Below are 15779 nucleotides of genomic sequence, written 5' to 3'. Positions count from 1 at the left end.
ACGGTTCGGATTCGACAGGAGCGGATATGGCCGACGGCTCCGGCTCAGACAGCGGCTTCGGACGATCAACGGCCGGACTCGAATCCGGCGCGGTGGCCGCCTTCGTAGCCGCGTGGGAATCGGCTGACCCGGCCCCGGCCATCAGCGATTACCTGCCCGACGCGGAGACCTTGCGCTTGGCCGCGTTGATCGAACTGATCCGCGTCGACCTGCGCCAGCGCTGGCTGCGCCGACCCGCGCTCACGCCGTCCGGCGGACCCGAGCCGCCCCGCAAGCGGCTGCCGGACTACTGCGCGGAATTCGCCGAGCTGTCGCCGGACCGCGTTCCGGCCAGCCTGGTCTATGAGGAGTTCGTGATCCGCCGGCACAGCGGCGAGCGGGTCGATCCGCGCGAATATCTGCGCGAATATCCCGCGCAAGCGCCCGAGCTGAGTGAGTTGCTCAATGCCGACGACCAGGATCAGAGCACTCAACGCGCCGGTGCGGACCCGACTGCCATCGCCTCGACCATGGTCTCCCCCGAAGGCACCCGCACCACGGGCGACCTGTCCGCCGAACAGGAGACGACGGGATCGCAGGTCGCTCGGCTGGACAGCATCCGGGTAGGCGATTGCATCGATGATTTCGATCTGCTCACCGGGCTGGGTAGCGGAGCCTTCGCACGGGTGTTCCTGGCCCGGCAGCGCTCGTTGCAGCGGCTGGTGGCGGTGAAGATCTCCGCCGACCGCGGCACCGAACCGCAGACGCTGGCCCAGCTCGACCACGACTACATCGTCCGGGTCTTCGACCAGCGGCTGCTGGGCGAACCGGACCCGCACGGCGATTCCCGCAGCCGCCGACTGCGGCTGCTGTACATGCAGTTTCTGCCCGGTGGCACCCTGCTTGGTGTGTTGCGCCGGGTCCGGTCCACCCCTGCCGACCAGCGCAGCGGCCGGTTGCTGCTGGCCGCGGTCGACGCCGCGATGGAGGAAAAGGGTGAGATCCGCCCGACCGATTCCAGCGTGCGCGCCGAGATCGCGGCGCTGTCGTGGCCGGAAACCGTGGCCTGGCTGGGCCGCCGGCTCGCCGAGGCGCTGGCCTACGCCGACGAGCACGGCGTGCTGCATCGCGACGTCAAACCGGCGAATGTGCTGCTCACCGCGGAGGCGGTGCCGAAACTCGCCGATTTCAACATCAGTTTCAGCCGCGAGGTGGCCGGCGCCAATCCGGTGGCGTACTTCGGTGGGTCGCTGTCGTACATGTCGCCGGAACAGTTGGAGGCCTGCCATCCCGGCTACCGCCGTTCCGCCGACGATCTGGATACCCGTTCCGACATCTACTCGCTGGGTGTGGTGCTGTGGGAGCTGCTGACCGGTGCCAAGCCGTTCGACGACAGCACCGCGGGTGAGCGCAACGACTCCGCCGCACTGGGGGCGATGCTCGCACGTCGTCGTGCTGGTGTGGATTCGGCTGCGCTGCAACGGGTTCCGCCCGATTGTCCAGCGGCACTGTGCAGGGTGTTGCTGACCTGTCTGGCGCCCACGCGTGACAAGCGGTGGTCCAACGGCAACGAACTGGCCCAGCAGTTCGAACTGTGCCTGGACGCGCGGGCCCGCGAACTGGTGGATCCGGCACCCACCAGCTGGCGTTTCCGGGCGCGGAGGTGGATGGTACCGCTGGTGCTGCTGGCCTATGGCACCCCGAATGTGCTTGCGGCCGTGTACAACACGGTGCACAACAAAACCCTGATCATCGACCGGATGAGTGTGCCCGCCCAACAGACATGGTGGATTTTCACCAGCACGGTGAACGCGGTCTTCTTCCCGGTGGGCATCGTGACCGTGATGTACTTGTCGCGCTATCTACTCACCGTGCCGCGTGGTATGCGGCGCGGACGCGAATATGACTCCCGGATACTCGCCCGAGCCAGATCCGATGCCCTGCTGTTCGGTGATCGGTGTGTGGTGGTGGCGTTCTCGCTCTGGAGCCTGTCGGCGATTCTGTTCCCGCTAGTGCTGCACTTCGCGACCCACGAGCTCACCGGACAGGAGATGGTGCACTTCGTGGGCGGTCTGCTGGTGTGCGGCGCGATGGCGGTGGCATATCCGTTCTTCCTGGTGACGTTCTACATGGTCCGCTGCGTCTACCCGCTGTTTCTCCGGCACGGCGACATCAGCCCCGAGGATGCGGTGCACCTGCGCCGGCTCGATCGCCGCTGCAACGGATATCTCGCGGTGGCGGCGTCGGTGCCACTGCTGGCGGTGGCCGGGGTGACATTTCTGCCGCTGAGCGATACTCCGAAGATCATCGTCGCGGTGCGGGTGTTGTGCGTGGGGTCCATCGTCGCCTTCGTGGTCGCCTATGTGCTGTTCCGGGCGCTCGAGGCCGATCTGCGCGCACTGGAGCGTGTGGTGGATCCCGAACATCAGGAGGCTGCCGGCCGGCTATGAGTCTGAACAGCAGCTCATCCATCCGGTGAAGAGAGTTCGTTTCACTCACAGATATCCGGGTATCGGATGTTTCGAGCCACCGCTGATCGCAGCCGGTCGCCGGATCGGTGCGAGGTGAGCGAAAGTGAGGAGATTGCTGTGATCACTCTCGGGGTTGTCCTTCTGGTTCTCGGTTTCCTGCTCGGGATTCCGATCCTGTGGACGTTGGGCATCATCGCGCTGGTCGTGGGGGCCGTGCTGGCTCTGATGGGAGCGCTGGGGCGCCCGGTGGCCGGCCGCGCGCACTACTTCTAGCGCGCTCGGCCGCCGCGGACTACGCGCGGTAGCGGTGTGACCACGCGACCGCCCCGGAAACGCTTTCCGGGGCGGTTTCGCATGTACCGCGCGGACTCACCGAAGCAGCAGAGTTCGGTGGCGGGGGTCCGTTATGCCAGCAGGATGTGCTGGCGGACGTCGATGTAGCCGTCGCGGAACAGGTCTGCGCAGCCGGTGAGGTAGCGGACGTAGCGGTCGTAGACGGTGGGGGAGGTCAGGGCGATGGCTTCGGAGCGATGGTCGCGGAGGGCCTGGGCCCAGAGGTCGAGGGTGTGGGCGTAGTGCGGTTGCAGGGATTGGACGTCGTGGAGGGTGAAGCCGGCCCGTTCGGCGTATTCGCCGATCCACTGGGGCTGCGGGAGTTGACCGCCGGGGAAGATCTCGTCGATGACGAACTTGCTGAATGCCAGATATTCGTGGGTGACGGGGATGCCCATCTCACGCAGTTGGTGGCGGTGGAAGCCGATGATGGTGTGCAGCATCATGCGGCCGTCCGGGGGCAGCAGCTCGTGGCAGCGGTCGAAGAACGCGTCGTAGCGTTCGCGCCGGAAGTGTTCGAAGGCTCCGATCGAGACGATCCGGTCGACCGGCTGGTCGAATTCCTCCCAGCCGCGCAGGTGCACCTCACCGGTGCCGGGCGGTAGGCCGTCCAGCAGGTCGCGCACGTGCTCGTACTGGTTGCGGCTCAGTGTCAGGCCGATCACGCGCACGCCGTATTTCTCGACGGCGCGCATCATGGTGGAGCCCCAGCCGCAGCCGATGTCCAGCAGCGTCATACCCGGATGCAGATCGCATTTGCCGAGCGACAGGTCGATCTTGGCGAGCTGTGCCTGTTCCAGGGTGAGGTCCGGTTCGCGGAAATACGCGCAACTGTAGGTGCGCGTGGGATCCAGGAAGAGAGCGAAGAAATCGTCGGACAGGTCGTAGTGGGCCTGCACGTCGGCGTAGAACGGTGACAGATCGGTCATGGTGACCTCTGGTGGTCGGTTTCGGGAACGTTCTGCCTCTGAAACGAGATACCCCGGCGGTGGGTTCGCCCCGCCCGCCGCACCATGCGCGCTCGACCAGTATGCGCCTCTCGCTGCGGTGGGGTGGCGCGATCGGCGGATCGGCCGAGCCCGCCGAAGCCGTCAATCGGCCCGGCGTGCCGTCCCGCTCTCCCAGGCGCGGCCGCGCAGCAGGCGCAGACCGTTGAGGCCGACGATGACGGTGGAACCCTCGTGACCGGCGACGCCCAGCGGTAGCGGAAGGTGGCCGACGAGATCCCAGGTGATCAGGACGGCGATGAAGGTCGCGGCGATGATCAGGTTGGCGACCACGACGCGGCGCGCGCGACGGGACAGGGCGATGACCGCGGGGACGGTGGTCAGGTCGTCGCGGATGACGACCGCGTCCGCGGTGTGCAGGGTGAGGTCGGATCCGTTGCCGCCCATGGCGATTCCGGCGTGGGCGGCGGCGAGCGCGGGTGCGTCGTTGATACCGTCGCCCACGGCGGTGACGCGGTCGCCCGCGGCTTCCAGTTCCGCGATCGCGGCGACCTTACCTTCCGGCAGCAGGTCGGCCCGGATGTCGGTGAGGCCGAGGCGGGCGCCGAGCTGCCGGGCGGCGGCGAGATTGTCGCCGGTGAGCAGAACCGGTGCGGCTCCGGTGATTTCGGTGAGAGCGTCGACGGAATCGGCTGCTTCGGGGCGCGTCTGATCGGTGATGCCGAGAACCGCGATCGTTCGGCGCTCGCGCCGCACGAGCACAGCGGTGTGCCCCGCGTTCTGTATCTCGGCGACGACTGCCGCGGCAGCGGCGTCGGCCGAATCCAGAAGCGCAGCAGGCGATCCCACCTCGATGCGGTGGCCGTCCACCGTGGCGGTGACCCCGCGTCCGGGCTGCGCGCTGAAGTCCTCGACGGGCGGCAGCGTGAGTCCGCGCTCGCGACCGGCCCGGACGACCGCCGTGGCCAGCGGGTGCTCGCTGGAATATTCCGCACCAGCGGCCCAGCGCAGGACCTCCTCCGCCGTGCCCGGGCAATCGGGCAGCACACGGATGTCGGTGAGTTCGGGCACACCGCGGGTGAGCGTGCCGGTCTTGTCGAAGGCCACGCGGGTGGTGCTGCCCAGCCGTTCCATCACGACCGCCGATTTCACGAGGACGCCGTGCCGGCCGGCATTGGCGATCGCGGCGAGCAGGGGCGGCATGGTGGACAGCACCACCGCGCACGGCGAGGCGACGATCATGAACGTCATGGCGCGAAGCAGCGAATCCCGCAGCGCCGCACCGAAGAACAGTGGCACGGCGAAGACCGCGAGCGTCACCGCGACCATGCCCACCGAATAACGCTGCTCGATCTTCTCGATGAACAGCTGCGCCCGCGCCTTCGTCCGGCCGGCCTGTTCGACCAGGGCGGCGATCCGGGCCACGACGGAGTCCTCGGCGCGGCGACCGACCCGCACCCGCAGGACACCGGTGCCGTTCGAGGTTCCGGCGAACACGTCGTCACCGGGCGATTTGTCGACCGGCATGGGCTCACCGGTGATGGTCGCCTGATCGACTTCGCTCGCGCCCGCGACGACCGTGCCGTCGGCCGCGATGCGATCGCCGGGGCGGACCAGGATCACATCGCCCACCGCGAGATCGGCTGCCCTGACGATCGTTTCGACACCGTCGTCGATTCGGGTGGCGGTGTCGGGTGCCAGATCGAGCAGTCCGCGCACCGAATCCTCGGTGCGCGCGGTCGCGAACGCCTCCAGCGCGCCCGAGGTGGCGAAGATGACGATCAGCAGCGCGCCGTCGGTGACCTGCCCGATCGCGGCGGCGCCGATCGCGGCCACCACCATCAGCAGATCGACGTCCAGCGTCCTTTCGCGCAGGGCGCGCACTCCGGCCAGGGCGGGTTCCCAGCCGCCGGTGAGGTAGCAGGCCAGATAGAGCGACCACCACACCTCGGGGGGTGTGTGCAGGATCCGGGCCACCGAGCCGATCGCGAAGAGCAGGAGAGCCGCTGCGGCCCAACGGATTTCGGGAAGTGCGAACAGCCGGGTCCGCCGCGCGGGTATCGCCGTGAGCGCGGCGGGACGCGTGGCGGCCGGTGCTGACACGAAAAACCTCCGAGGATCGGGAGCGGGCAACCTGAGAATAACAGAACACGTGAAGAGGTCTTCATGTATACCTGGTCCGCTAAACTTCACCGTTATGGGACATGGCGTCGAGGGCCGCGATCGGCCGATCGCCCGGCTGGACAGTGAGTCCGCCGCGCATGTGGCGACCACCCTGCAAGCCCTGGCGACGCCGAGCCGACTGCTGATCCTCAGTGAATTGCGCCAGGGGTCGCGGCCCGTCTCCGAACTCGCCGAGGCGGTGGGGATGGAGCAGTCCGCCGTCTCTCATCAGCTCCGCCTGCTGCGCAACCTCGGGCTCGTCACCGGAACCCGCGCCGGGCGCAGCATCGTCTACAGCCTGTACGACACGCACGTCGCACAGCTGCTCGACGAGGCGGTGTATCACAGCGAGCACCTGCGTCTCGGCCTGTCCGATCGACCGCGAACGGCCGGCTGAGAACGTCTTTTCGGCGGCGTGATCCGGTGTATTCGCCGGCTTTCCTTGTCTGCGCCTGTCGATTTCGGCGCTTCGACGGTCTCGCTCGCGCGGATTGGGTCGATCCTGCGATCTCCCCGTCGGGCCTGCTCTCCCAGCGCCGTCGCGCGGTAATTCTCAACGGTTGACAACGCTTCCGCGCTAGCGCACACTGCTCTTATTAGAGAGCGCTGCTCTCAAGCTAGCGAGAGGGCAGTCATGCAGGAACTGTGGAAGTGGGCCAATCTGACCGTCGCGTTCGCCGCGGAGGTGGGCGCGCTGGTGGTGCTGGGACTGTGGGGCTGGCGCGTCGGCGACAACACCGTGGTGAAAGTCGTTCTGGCGCTGGGCATCCCGTTGGCCGCCGCGGTGGTGTGGGGAATGTTCGCGGCGCCGAAGGCGAGTTTCGATATTCCGCTGCTCGCGGTGATCACCAAGATCGTGGTGTTCGGAGGCGCCGCGGCCGCGCTGTGGGGGCTGGGGCACCGGGTGGCCGCGGTCGTTTTCGCGGGCATCGTGATCGCGAATCTGCTGGCGATCAAACTGGGCCACCTGAATTCGTAGCGCGCCGACCCGGAATCCGGGCCGGCGCGTACGGTCACGGCACGACTTCGAAGACGTCGCCCGGATTGACGTAGTCGTAGAAGGCCTTGGCGCCTTCGGGCGTCATCCGGATGCAGCCGTGGGACTGCTCCTCGATCGGTCCGATGTGGGTGGCGATATCGCCGTTGAAGAAGACGGCCCAACGCATTTCGGCGTTGTGCATGGTGCTCCAGTGGTACGGCTCCTTGAACGCGACGTGGAAGGTGCCGGGCGGTGTCTCATACCCGGGCCGCCCGTGCGAGATGGGGGTCGGGCCGTAGACCACGCGGCCGTTGTCCATCAGCCAGCCCTCGTTGGTCGACAGCCGCAGGCACGCGCGCGCCGCGGCCGAACAAGGAGCCGAGATCTGGCCCGGCGGGGAGGGCACGAGTTGCGGAATGCCGGGGATGTCGGGGCCGCCGGGCCACACCGGGTCGGCGCCCGCGGGCACCGTGACAGCGAATCCGGCGGCCGCGATCGCCGTCGCGGCCGCCGCTCGGATCGTCCATCGGGTGATGCTCGTGCAGTTCATATGCGTCCGACCTCTCTACCCGGCCCGCTGTCCGGCCGGGCCGGGCGGCGGGCGCATTCGTCGACAAGCTGGGACGGCACCGTATGCGACCGATGTGTGCTCGATCACAGTGCATAGTTGATCATTGTGACCTGCCGAGCGCGCAGATGGTACGGAAGAATCCGCGTTGTTATCACAAATCGGGCAGGCCGAGTTCCAGGTTGGGTGCGGCGATACCGCCGTCGATCTCCAGAATCTTGCCGGTGAGATAGCTGCCCGCGGGCGAGCAGAGGTAGACGATGCCGGCCGCGATATCGGTCGGATCACCCAGCCGATGCAGCGGCGTATCCGCCTCCATCTTCGCCTTGACCTCGGGATTCTGTGCCACGACCTCGAGTGCGGAGGTCAGCACCGATCCGACCGCGATGGCGTTGACCCGGATCCGCGGCGACAGATCCGCGGCGGCCAGCCGGGTCCAGTGCGCGAGCGCCGCCTTGGCCGTGCCGTAGGCGAGGAAGCCGCGCCCGGGCGCCCGGCCCATCATCGAGGAGATGTTGACCACCGAGCCGCCCTCGCCGGCGAGCATGTGCGGAACCGCCGCGCGGGTGAGGGCGTGCGCGGTGGAGACGTTGAAGCGGAAGGCCTCTTCGAGGAATTCCGGCGAGGTGGTCATGAAGGTGTTCGGCATGGTGCCGCCGACATTGTTGACCACGATGTCGATGCGGCCGAACTCGGTGGCGGCGGCGTCGGCCAGTGCCGTCACGGCGTCGAGGTCCGACAGATCGCAGGCCACGGCGAGGGCGCGCCGGCCCGTCGCGCGGATCTGCTCGGCGACCGCGTCCAGTTGTGACTGGGTGCGCGCGGCGATCGCCACATCGGCGCCCGCCTCGGCCAGGGCGAGGGCGGTGGCGGCGCCGATACCGCGGCCGGCGCCGGTGACGACGGCGACCCGGCCGTCGAGTCGGAATTTGTCCAGGATCATCGCTAGTCCTCTCGTTGGGTGTCCTCGCAGTGTTAAGAATTAGTTCTTAACTGTCAAGGACTAGTGCTCAATTCGCTGGTAGGACGTATCGTACTCAGGGTGGAAGCAGTAAGTGCCCGGGAGCGGTTGATGATGGCGGGGGAACGGTTGATCGCCGAGCGGGGATATCTGGTCCCGCTGCGCGATATCGCCGCCGCGGCCGGGCAGCGCAACAACTCGGCGATCCCCTATCACTTCGGCTCGCGCGACGGACTCGTCGAGGCCGTGGTGGAGCAGCGGCTGGCGACCCTGGAGGTGCGCCGGCTGGAGTTGCTGGCGCAGCGGCCGGCCGCGACCGGCGACGATGTGCACACGCTGCTCGACGCGCTGGTCATCCCCATGTTCGAACTGGGAGCGCGGAACGAGAGTTCCTATTACGCAAGGTTTCTCGAACAGATCCGCACCCATCCGGCGGTGTCGGACGCGGCCAATCTGGACAGCGCCGAACGGACCTCGGTGCGGGTGATCGTGGGTGGGCTGGACCGCGCGCTCTCGGACCTGCCGCCGCGCCTGCGGCATCGCCGGCTGCGCAGTCTCACCACGGTGCTGTTCGCGCTGCTGGCCGACCACGAACGGGCCGTCGAGGCGGGCCGGATCGCCGCCGACGACCGCGAGGCCTGGGACCAGGTCATCGACATGCTCGCCGGTACCCTCACCGCGCCGGTCACGACGCGGGCCCGGTGAATATGTGACGATCGGGCCATGCACAGCGACGCGATCGGATTCGCCGCTCCGATACCGGTATTGCGGATCTACGACGTCGGCCTGGCCTACGAGTTCTACCTGGACTTCCTGGGTTTCACCGTGGACTGGGAGCATCGGTTCGGCGCGAATTTCCCGCTGTACGCGCAGGTTTCGCGCGCGGCGACCCGGCTGCATCTCAGTGAGCATCACGGCGACGGCACGCCGGGATCGGTGGTGTGGATCGCTGTGGACGATATCGACGCCTGGCAATCCGAGTTGGCCGCGGCGGAATACCGGTACGCCAAACCCGGGCGCCCGGACGACGGCCCCGGCGGCCGGGGGTTCGCCGTGACCGACCCGTTCGGCAACATCCTGCGATTCGCCCAACCGGCCTGAACCGACATCCGGCGGTGGGGCGACGGCTGGCGGCTCACCCGTGCCGCCGATTACCGTGAACACTGTGGATATCGCGCGCGAGCTGCCCGGCGAACGGTCGGTGCCGCGCACCGGATGGCGTACTCAGGGCGGGCCGCTGCTGGCGGCCGGTGCGGTGGTCGCCGCGGCTACGGTGCTGCACTTCCGCGATCCGCACAGCCAGGGGGCGTACGGGATCTGTCCGTTCTATGCGCTGACCGGATGGTGGTGCCCGGGATGCGGTGGATTGCGTGCTGTGCACAATCTCACCGAAGGCCGGGTGCTCGACGCGCTGCACAGCAATGTCTTCGTGCTTCCGCTGCTGCTCACCCTCGCATTGTGGTGGGGACGGTGGGCCCTGGGCCGCTGGCACGGCAGAGCCGACACCGCCTTTCCCTTTACCCTTCGTGGCCAGGCGCAATGGTGGTTGATCGGGCTGCTCGTGGTGTTCACCGTCGCCCGCAACACCCCCTGGGGTACCTGGTTGGCCCCGGTCTAGGCGGGCATGCTGGAAGTATGACCCAGGAAATCGCTGATTCACTGAAGGCTCGGGTGCGCGAGAAGATGCTGCGCCAATTGAACGAGGACGGCGCGCCGGACCCCGAGCAGGACGACCCGCGCCAGATCGCGATCGAGAAGGACCTCGAGGCCATCGAGTCCGTTCCCGACGGCGATCCGCTGATCGAGGAATTGGCCGCCCGCTACCTGGTGCCGTGAATCGGATCGCGCTGGATCAGAGGGTGCACGGCGCCGCGCCGTGCGCCGCCTCGGTCAAACCCGGCCGGGTCTCCGGCAGGGGCGACCACTGTCCGCCCGCATACGTGTAGTTCCACGCAGCGCCGTCTCGAACCAATCGACGCAGCGCCTCGAGTAGTCGATCGACATCCGCGACCGACGTGCCCAGGCCGACGCTTGCGCGCACCGCGCCGTCGACGCCCAGCCGCTGCAACAGTGGATGAGCGCAGAATCGCCCGTCGCGGACGCCGATGCCGAATTCGGCCGACAGATACGCCGCGACGCGGCCGGGCTCGAACCCGTCGACGGTGAACGCCACGATGCCCACACTGTCGGCGCTGTCGGAGAAGATTCGCAATTGCCGCACTCCCGCAACGGTTTCCAGTCCGTCGCGCAGGCGGCGAATCAGGTGGTGTTCGTGCTCGACCACGGCTTGTTCGTCGAGAGCGCTCAACGTTTCGCAGGCCGCCGCGACGGCCGCCGCGCCCAAGACGTTCGGTGATCCCGCCTCGTGCCGCTGCGGTGCGGGCGCCCAGTGCGCCTGTTCGGTGGTGACGGCGGTGACCGCTCCGCCGCCCGCCAGATATGGCGGGGCCGCGTCCAGCCAGTCCCGCCGACCCACCAGCACACCGGCGCCGAAGGGCGCGTACAGCTTGTGCCCGGAGAAGGCCAGATAGTCGATGCCGGTTCCGCCGGATTCCGCGAACGCCTGCAGGTCGATTCGGCAGTGCGGGGCCAGCTGCGCAGCATCGACCAGGATGCGGGCGCCGTGGCGATGGGCGAGTGCGGTCGGTTCCGCCAGCGGCAGCACCTCGCCGGTCACATTCGACGCCCCCGTAATCGCAAGCAGCGCAGCCGGTTCGGCGCACAGCTCGGCCTCGATCCGGTGCAGCGTCTCCGCGATCGTCTCGGCGGCGGGGACCACCCGGCGGCCGCGGCGCGTCCAGGGCAGGAAGTTCGCGTGATGCTCGATATCGAGCACCACGGTGTCGCCGGGAACGCAGCAGGCCAGCAGATTCAAGGAGTCGGTGGTGTTGCGCGTGAACACCACGACCTGGTCGTCGGCGCAGTTCACCGCCCGGGCGACCGAAACCCGTGCCGCCTCGTAGCAGTCGGTGCTGATGCGGGAGGCGTATCCGGCGCCGCGGTGCACGCTGGCGTAATAGGGGAGCAGCTCGTTCACACGGTCGGTGACCTGGGCCAGGGCGGGCGCGCTGGCGGCGTAGTCGAAGTTGGCGTAGGTACGGAAACCGCCCTGTACCAACGGAACTCGTAGATCGCACCCGGAGACGCGCGCGATCGGTTCACCGGTGCGGCAGGAACGGGTGGCATTGCCGGCGCAGTCCGAGGCCGAGCAGGTGCAGGCGGCGCCGGAGCGGGAGGCGCAGCCTCGGTGAGAGCAAACCTGTTCCGGGACAGCCGTTTCGGCGGTGGCGGCGGCAATTGTCGAGACAGCAGTACGCATCGGGACGATCCCTTTGTTCAGGGACTCCGGATGTGGAGGGTGATCGGAGTCCGCGCTTGCCGTGCTCGATCGAGCAGCGGCCAGGTCGTCACCCGGAGCACCCCACCGCGGAGGAGGGTTGCCGACCAGCTAGCCGGGGCTTGACGCTGGTACTCGTGACCTGAGCCGAGATTGGCAGAATTCGCCGGGCATTGTCAAGCGCCGGTATCCGGCGAGAAGGTACGCCGCGCCGCGCCGCAATCGCGACATGCGTGAAACAGCTTGTGGCTCAGTCCAATCCGGCCGGGCGATGATAGGTGCCGTTGTAGTACAGCAGCGGGTTGCGCATCGGTTCGCCGCCGGTGTCGTCGTGTACGCGGGTGACCAGTCCGACGACCAGGGTGTGGTCGCCGATCGGGATCAGCCGGTGCACCGTGGCGCGCACCCAGATCGGGGTGCCGTGCAGCACCGGCTCGCCCGTGTCGAGCGTCGACCACAACTCCGGGTCGGCGAAACGCTGTTCGGCGGCACGCGAAAACCGCTGTGCCAGATGCTGTTGATGTTCGCCGAGGAAGTGCACGACGACCGAATCGGCCTCGGTCATCGCGTCGATGGACGAGGAGGTGTGCGCGATGTTGAACGAGATCAACGGCGGATCCAGCGACAGCGAGGCGAAGGAGGTGGCGGTGAATCCCACCGGGCGTTCCGGCCGGCTCAGGGTGACAATCGTCACTCCTGCGGGGTAGTGGCGCATGGCGGCTCGGTACTGCGCTGCGGTGACGCCGTCGTGCTGAGGTCGGAGATGCTCGGGTTCGAGATCGGCCAGCTCGGCGTCGGGTCGCTGGGAACTGCTCACGCTTCCAACCTACGTCCTGCCCGCTCTCCCGCAATCCCGACCGCTGTCCCGGTGCCGCCGAACTGCCCCGATACGCTGTACGAATGAGTGATTGGAAGGCTTTCGACGTCGAGCGCACCGGTCACGTCGCGCGAGTGACGCTGACCGGACCCGGCAAGGGCAATGCCATGGGCCCGGATTTCTGGAGTGAGTTGCCGCTGATCTTCGGCGAGCTGGACGCCGATCCGGAGATCCGCGCGATCGTGCTCACCGGTTCCGGTAAGCACTTCTCCTACGGTCTCGATCTGCCCGCGATGAGCCCGACCTTCGGTCCGCTGCTGGCCGAGAAGGCCCTGGCCGCACCGCGCACCGATTTCCTCTACGAGATCCGGCGCATGCAGGCCTCGGTGACCGCGGTCGCCGACTGCCGCAAACCCGTGATCGCCGCGATCTCCGGCTGGTGCGTGGGCGGCGGACTCGATCTGATCGCCGCCGCGGATATCCGCCTGGCCAGCGCGGAGGCCAGCTTCAGCCTGCGCGAGGCCAAGGTCGCCATCGTCGCCGACATCGGGTCGCTGCACCGGTTGCCGGGCATCATCGGCGAGGGCCATGTGCGCGAGCTCGCCTACACCGGCAAGGACATCGACGCCGCGCGCGCGGAGAAGATCGGCCTGATCAACGACGTCTACCCCGACCAGGAGGCGGTACTGGCCGCCGCGCACACGCTGGCGGAGGAGATCGCCGCGAACCCGCCGCTGGTCGTGCAGGGCATCAAGGACGTGCTCGATCAGCCCAAGGCCGGCAAGGTGGCCGACGGGCTGCGGTACGTGTCGGCGTGGAACGCGGCCTTCCTGCCCTCGGAGGATCTGACCGAGGCGATCCAGGCCGTCTTCGAGAAGCGCAAGCCGAACTTCCAGGGCAAGTAGCGCTCGAGCCGGCGGCCTGCCGACACGGCTGCCGAATCGGCGAGGGCGCCCGCGGGACGCATACGCCCGCGAGCGCCCTCGCTCGGTAGGGATGTCCGGCGGCCCGGCGGCGCGGGTCGCCGGCGGCACTCAGTGCCCGCCCTGCTCCTGCAGCCGCTTGAACGCCTCATCGGCGAGAGTCTCGGCCTTGGCCCGGCCGTCCCAGCCGTCGACCTTGACCCACTTGCCGGGCTCGAGGTCCTTGTAGTGCTCGAAGAAGTGCTCGATGGCCTTGCGCTCGAACTCCGGGATGTCGTTGACGTCCTGGATGTGATCCCAGCGCTTGTCACCGGCCGGAACCGCGACGACCTTCTCGTCGCCGCCGGCCTCGTCGCTCATCAGCAGCACACCCACCGGACGGGCCTCGACGATCACGCCGGGGAACACCGACTCGGGCAGCAGCACCAGGCAGTCCAGCGGGTCGCCGTCGGAGCCCAGGGTGTTCTCGATGTAGCCGTAGTCGGCCGGGTAGACCATCGGGGTGTAGAGGTAGCGGTCCAGCCGCACCCGACCCGTCTCGTGGTCGACCTCGTACTTGTTGCGCTGCCCCTTGGGGATCTCGATGGTGACGTCGAACTCCACGTCATCTCCTTCGTCCGATGCGTATGCGTTGATGCGGTACGGCTGCTCGCCGGCGTGTGCCGCGGCCGACTCGCCGACCGGTTCGGTGGGCTGCCGACTCGCCAGCTCGTTCGGTGGAACGCCGGCGAGGTGAGGATAGTGTGGTCGATGCGCGCATGGGTGCGGCAGGGAGCGTCCGCCTCACACGGGTGAATAGGGAGACAGCTGTCACGTGGTAGGTCGAGGTAGGAAGAACATCGGTGGGCTGGCCGCTCGCCGACGCCGCAATATGTGGGTCGCGGTGCTGGTCGCAACCGTTGTCGCCGTCGTCGTGGCCACGGTCGCCCTGGTGACGGTGCGCCCGTGGACCGAGGAATTCCGGCACGGGGGTTTGACGATAGCCGCACCCCCGGCCCCCGTGAAGCCTTTTCCGCAGCTGAATCCCGCCTCGGCGAGTGCGCCCGAACCCAGCCGCCAGGGCCTGGCCGATGCCCTGTCCCATGTGGCGACCAGTCCGGACCTGGGCAATTTCGCCGGATCGATCTCCGACCCCGACACCCGCGCCACGCTGTGGAGCGCCGATCCGGACAAGCCGATGATCCCGGCGTCCACCCTCAAGGTCATGACCACGGCGGCGGCCCTGCTGGTCCTGCCGCCGGATCATCGGCTCACCACCCGGGTGGTGGCCGGCTCGGCGCCCGGTGAGGTGGTGCTGGTCGGCGCCGGCGATCCCACCCTGACCGCGCAGGCCGACGGCAAGGGGTACTACCCCGACGGGCCGAAGTTGTCGGATCTGGTGGCCCAGATTCGTGCCGCCGGCCATCCGGTCGACACGGTCGTCGTCGACACCTCGCTGTATTCCGGCCCGACCTCACCGGCCGGCTGGGATCCGGCCGATATCGCGGGCGGTTCATGGGCGCCGATCGAACCGGTGATGATCGATGGCGGTCGCCTCGACCCGCTGGTCGAATATTCGCCGCGTTCGGCCACTCCCGCCTTGGACGCGGGTCGCCGGCTGGCGCTGGAGCTGGGCGCCGACCCCGCGAAGGTACGGCTGGGCAAGGCCGCGCCCGGCGCCGCCGAACTGGCCCACGTGGAATCCGCGCAGCTGCGAGACCGGTTGCGGGACATGATGATTCACTCCGACGATGTGCTCGCCGAGACGATCGGCCGGGAGATCGCCGCGGCGACCGGTGGTGAGCAGTCGTTCGCCGGTGCCGCCTCCGCCACCTTGACGGCGTTGAAGGCGGCGGGATTCGACACCGCGGGCGTCACCCAGATCGACAACAGCGGACTGTCCACCGACGACCGGGTTCCGGCGCGATTGCTCGACCGGATCATCGCCGAGTCGGCCGCGTCCGCGCAGCCGGGCGGTGCGGATCCGGGCGGGACCGCCGCGCCCTCGGTCGTCGACACCGGTGACACCGCCGCGGTCGCCTCTCCGCTGGCGCCGCTGCTGGACTATCTGCCGGTCGCCGGCGGTACCGGATCGCTGGCCGTGCGGTTCGTCGACGGCGGCCCCGAACGCTCCGGAGCGGGCTGGGTGCGCGCCAAGACCGGAACTCTGTCCGTGTCGAGCGCGTTGGCTGGATATGTGTTGGATCGCGACGGCCGGGTCATGACCTTCGCGCTGATGTCGAACGATCGGCCCCCCGAGGCCAGCCGTCCGGCATTGGACGCCGTCGCCACCACGCTTCGCAACTGTGGATGCTCCTGACG

17 protein-coding genes and 1 riboswitch are annotated in these 15779 nt (G+C 68.3%); of the genes, 10 read left to right on the top strand and 7 right to left on the bottom strand.

The features are described from left to right. The first annotated feature begins 26 nt into the window (after positions 1 to 26). Together NN2_RS03240 and NN2_RS37615 are read left to right on the top strand one after the other, a co-directional pair. A complete protein-coding gene (locus NN2_RS03240; protein ID WP_063010166.1) occupies positions 27 to 2429 on the top strand; it encodes a serine/threonine-protein kinase in 2403 nt (800 codons plus the stop codon). 138 nt (positions 2430 to 2567) lie between these two features. Next, a complete protein-coding gene (locus tag NN2_RS37615) occupies positions 2568 to 2723 on the top strand; it encodes a DUF6131 family protein (protein WP_167356738.1) in 156 nt (51 codons plus the stop codon). A 131-nt stretch (positions 2724 to 2854) separates the two neighbouring features. Here the strand turns inward: NN2_RS37615 and NN2_RS03230 are convergent, their stop codons facing one another. Further along, positions 2855 to 3712 carry a cyclopropane mycolic acid synthase family methyltransferase gene (locus NN2_RS03230; protein ID WP_063010163.1) on the bottom strand — a complete coding sequence of 286 codons (858 nt, stop codon included), beginning with the start codon at positions 3710 to 3712 and terminating at the stop codon, positions 2855 to 2857. Between the two features lie 162 nt (positions 3713 to 3874). After that, positions 3875 to 5833 (bottom strand): heavy metal translocating P-type ATPase, encoded by a 1959-nt coding sequence (locus tag NN2_RS03225; protein ID WP_156511192.1) that lies wholly within the window; start codon positions 5831 to 5833, stop codon positions 3875 to 3877. Between the two features lie 94 nt (positions 5834 to 5927). Between NN2_RS03225 and NN2_RS03220 the strand changes: the two genes are divergently transcribed. Together NN2_RS03220 and NN2_RS03215 are read left to right on the top strand one after the other, a co-directional pair. Further along, positions 5928 to 6290 carry an ArsR/SmtB family transcription factor gene (locus NN2_RS03220; protein ID WP_039775672.1) on the top strand — a complete coding sequence of 121 codons (363 nt, stop codon included), beginning with the start codon at positions 5928 to 5930 and terminating at the stop codon, positions 6288 to 6290. Between the two features lie 237 nt (positions 6291 to 6527). Then, entirely contained in the window at positions 6528 to 6872 is a 345-nt protein-coding gene (locus NN2_RS03215; RefSeq protein WP_030517376.1) for a YrdB family protein, read from the top strand. 34 nt (positions 6873 to 6906) lie between these two features. Here the strand turns inward: NN2_RS03215 and NN2_RS03210 are convergent, their stop codons facing one another. Together NN2_RS03210 and NN2_RS03205 are read right to left on the bottom strand one after the other, a co-directional pair. Beyond that, the gene (locus NN2_RS03210) at positions 6907 to 7422 is read right to left on the bottom strand and encodes a L,D-transpeptidase (RefSeq protein WP_051041826.1); all 516 of its coding nucleotides are present in this window, start codon (positions 7420 to 7422) and stop codon (positions 6907 to 6909) included. A 172-nt stretch (positions 7423 to 7594) separates the two neighbouring features. Continuing rightward, complete coding sequence (locus NN2_RS03205) at positions 7595 to 8383, bottom strand: SDR family oxidoreductase (protein ID WP_063010161.1); 789 nt, start codon at positions 8381 to 8383, stop codon at positions 7595 to 7597. A 99-nt stretch (positions 8384 to 8482) separates the two neighbouring features. On the opposite strand from NN2_RS03205, the gene NN2_RS03200 reads away from it, so the two are divergent. The 4 genes from NN2_RS03200 (at position 8483) to NN2_RS03185 (ending at position 10237) form a co-directional block, all read left to right on the top strand. After that, entirely contained in the window at positions 8483 to 9106 is a 624-nt protein-coding gene (locus tag NN2_RS03200; protein ID WP_146100955.1) for a TetR/AcrR family transcriptional regulator, read from the top strand. A gap of 18 nt (positions 9107 to 9124) precedes the next feature. Continuing rightward, positions 9125 to 9502, top strand: coding sequence for a glyoxalase superfamily protein (locus NN2_RS03195; RefSeq protein ID WP_082856674.1), 378 nt, complete (start codon positions 9125 to 9127; stop codon positions 9500 to 9502). 64 nt (positions 9503 to 9566) lie between these two features. Further along, a complete protein-coding gene (locus tag NN2_RS03190) occupies positions 9567 to 10019 on the top strand; it encodes a DUF2752 domain-containing protein (protein WP_082856673.1) in 453 nt (150 codons plus the stop codon). Positions 10020 to 10048: 29 nt separating this feature from the next. Beyond that, the gene (locus NN2_RS03185; protein ID WP_030517370.1) at positions 10049 to 10237 is read left to right on the top strand and encodes a hypothetical protein; all 189 of its coding nucleotides are present in this window, start codon (positions 10049 to 10051) and stop codon (positions 10235 to 10237) included. 16 nt (positions 10238 to 10253) lie between these two features. Here the strand turns inward: NN2_RS03185 and NN2_RS03180 are convergent, their stop codons facing one another. Continuing rightward, entirely contained in the window at positions 10254 to 11555 is a 1302-nt protein-coding gene (locus tag NN2_RS03180) for an aminotransferase class V-fold PLP-dependent enzyme (RefSeq protein ID WP_063010234.1), read from the bottom strand. Positions 11556 to 11767: 212 nt separating this feature from the next. Continuing rightward, positions 11768 to 11881, bottom strand: a riboswitch (SAM riboswitch). A gap of 107 nt (positions 11882 to 11988) precedes the next feature. Then, positions 11989 to 12453, bottom strand: coding sequence for a flavin reductase family protein (locus tag NN2_RS03175; RefSeq protein WP_082856681.1), 465 nt, complete (start codon positions 12451 to 12453; stop codon positions 11989 to 11991). Positions 12454 to 12638: 185 nt separating this feature from the next. On the opposite strand from NN2_RS03175, the gene NN2_RS03170 reads away from it, so the two are divergent. Then, entirely contained in the window at positions 12639 to 13460 is an 822-nt protein-coding gene (locus tag NN2_RS03170; RefSeq protein ID WP_030517367.1) for a crotonase/enoyl-CoA hydratase family protein, read from the top strand. 129 nt (positions 13461 to 13589) lie between these two features. Here NN2_RS03170 and ppa read toward each other — a convergent pair whose 3' ends face one another. Then, entirely contained in the window at positions 13590 to 14081 is a 492-nt protein-coding gene (ppa, locus tag NN2_RS03165) for an inorganic diphosphatase (RefSeq protein WP_030517366.1), read from the bottom strand. Positions 14082 to 14349: 268 nt separating this feature from the next. Here ppa and NN2_RS03160 point away from each other — a divergent pair, with 268 nt between their 5' ends. Further along, positions 14350 to 15777, top strand: a complete 1428-nt coding sequence (locus NN2_RS03160) for a D-alanyl-D-alanine carboxypeptidase/D-alanyl-D-alanine-endopeptidase (RefSeq protein ID WP_063010155.1) — start codon at positions 14350 to 14352, stop codon at positions 15775 to 15777. Positions 15778 to 15779 lie beyond the last annotated feature (2 nt).

Source organism: Nocardia nova NBRC 15556 (assembly GCF_001613005.1).
GTDB lineage: Bacteria > Actinomycetota > Actinomycetes > Mycobacteriales > Mycobacteriaceae > Nocardia > Nocardia nova.
The sequence above is the reverse complement of the archived record's forward strand: the minus strand, read 5'-3'. Positions and strand labels throughout refer to the sequence as shown.

What these genes read in the sequence shown, in the direction of transcription:
- NN2_RS03215 (WP_030517376.1), top strand. Translation starts at nt 6,528, where the DNA reads ATGCAGGAACTGTGGAAGTGGGCCAATCTGACCGTCGCGTTCGCCGCG.
- NN2_RS03240 (WP_063010166.1), top strand. Translation starts at nt 27, where the DNA reads ATGGCCGACGGCTCCGGCTCAGACAGCGGCTTCGGACGATCAACGGCC.
- NN2_RS03220 (WP_039775672.1), top strand. Translation starts at nt 5,928, where the DNA reads ATGGGACATGGCGTCGAGGGCCGCGATCGGCCGATCGCCCGGCTGGAC.
- NN2_RS03170 (WP_030517367.1), top strand. Translation starts at nt 12,639, where the DNA reads ATGAGTGATTGGAAGGCTTTCGACGTCGAGCGCACCGGTCACGTCGCG.
- NN2_RS03160 (WP_063010155.1), top strand. Translation starts at nt 14,350, where the DNA reads ATGTGGGTCGCGGTGCTGGTCGCAACCGTTGTCGCCGTCGTCGTGGCC.
- NN2_RS03175 (WP_082856681.1), bottom strand. Translation starts at nt 12,453, where the DNA reads ATGCGCCACTACCCCGCAGGAGTGACGATTGTCACCCTGAGCCGGCCG.
- NN2_RS03210 (WP_051041826.1), bottom strand. Translation starts at nt 7,422, where the DNA reads ATGAACTGCACGAGCATCACCCGATGGACGATCCGAGCGGCGGCCGCG.
- NN2_RS03205 (WP_063010161.1), bottom strand. Translation starts at nt 8,383, where the DNA reads ATGATCCTGGACAAATTCCGACTCGACGGCCGGGTCGCCGTCGTCACC.
- NN2_RS03230 (WP_063010163.1), bottom strand. Translation starts at nt 3,712, where the DNA reads ATGACCGATCTGTCACCGTTCTACGCCGACGTGCAGGCCCACTACGAC.
- NN2_RS03195 (WP_082856674.1), top strand. Translation starts at nt 9,125, where the DNA reads ATGCACAGCGACGCGATCGGATTCGCCGCTCCGATACCGGTATTGCGG.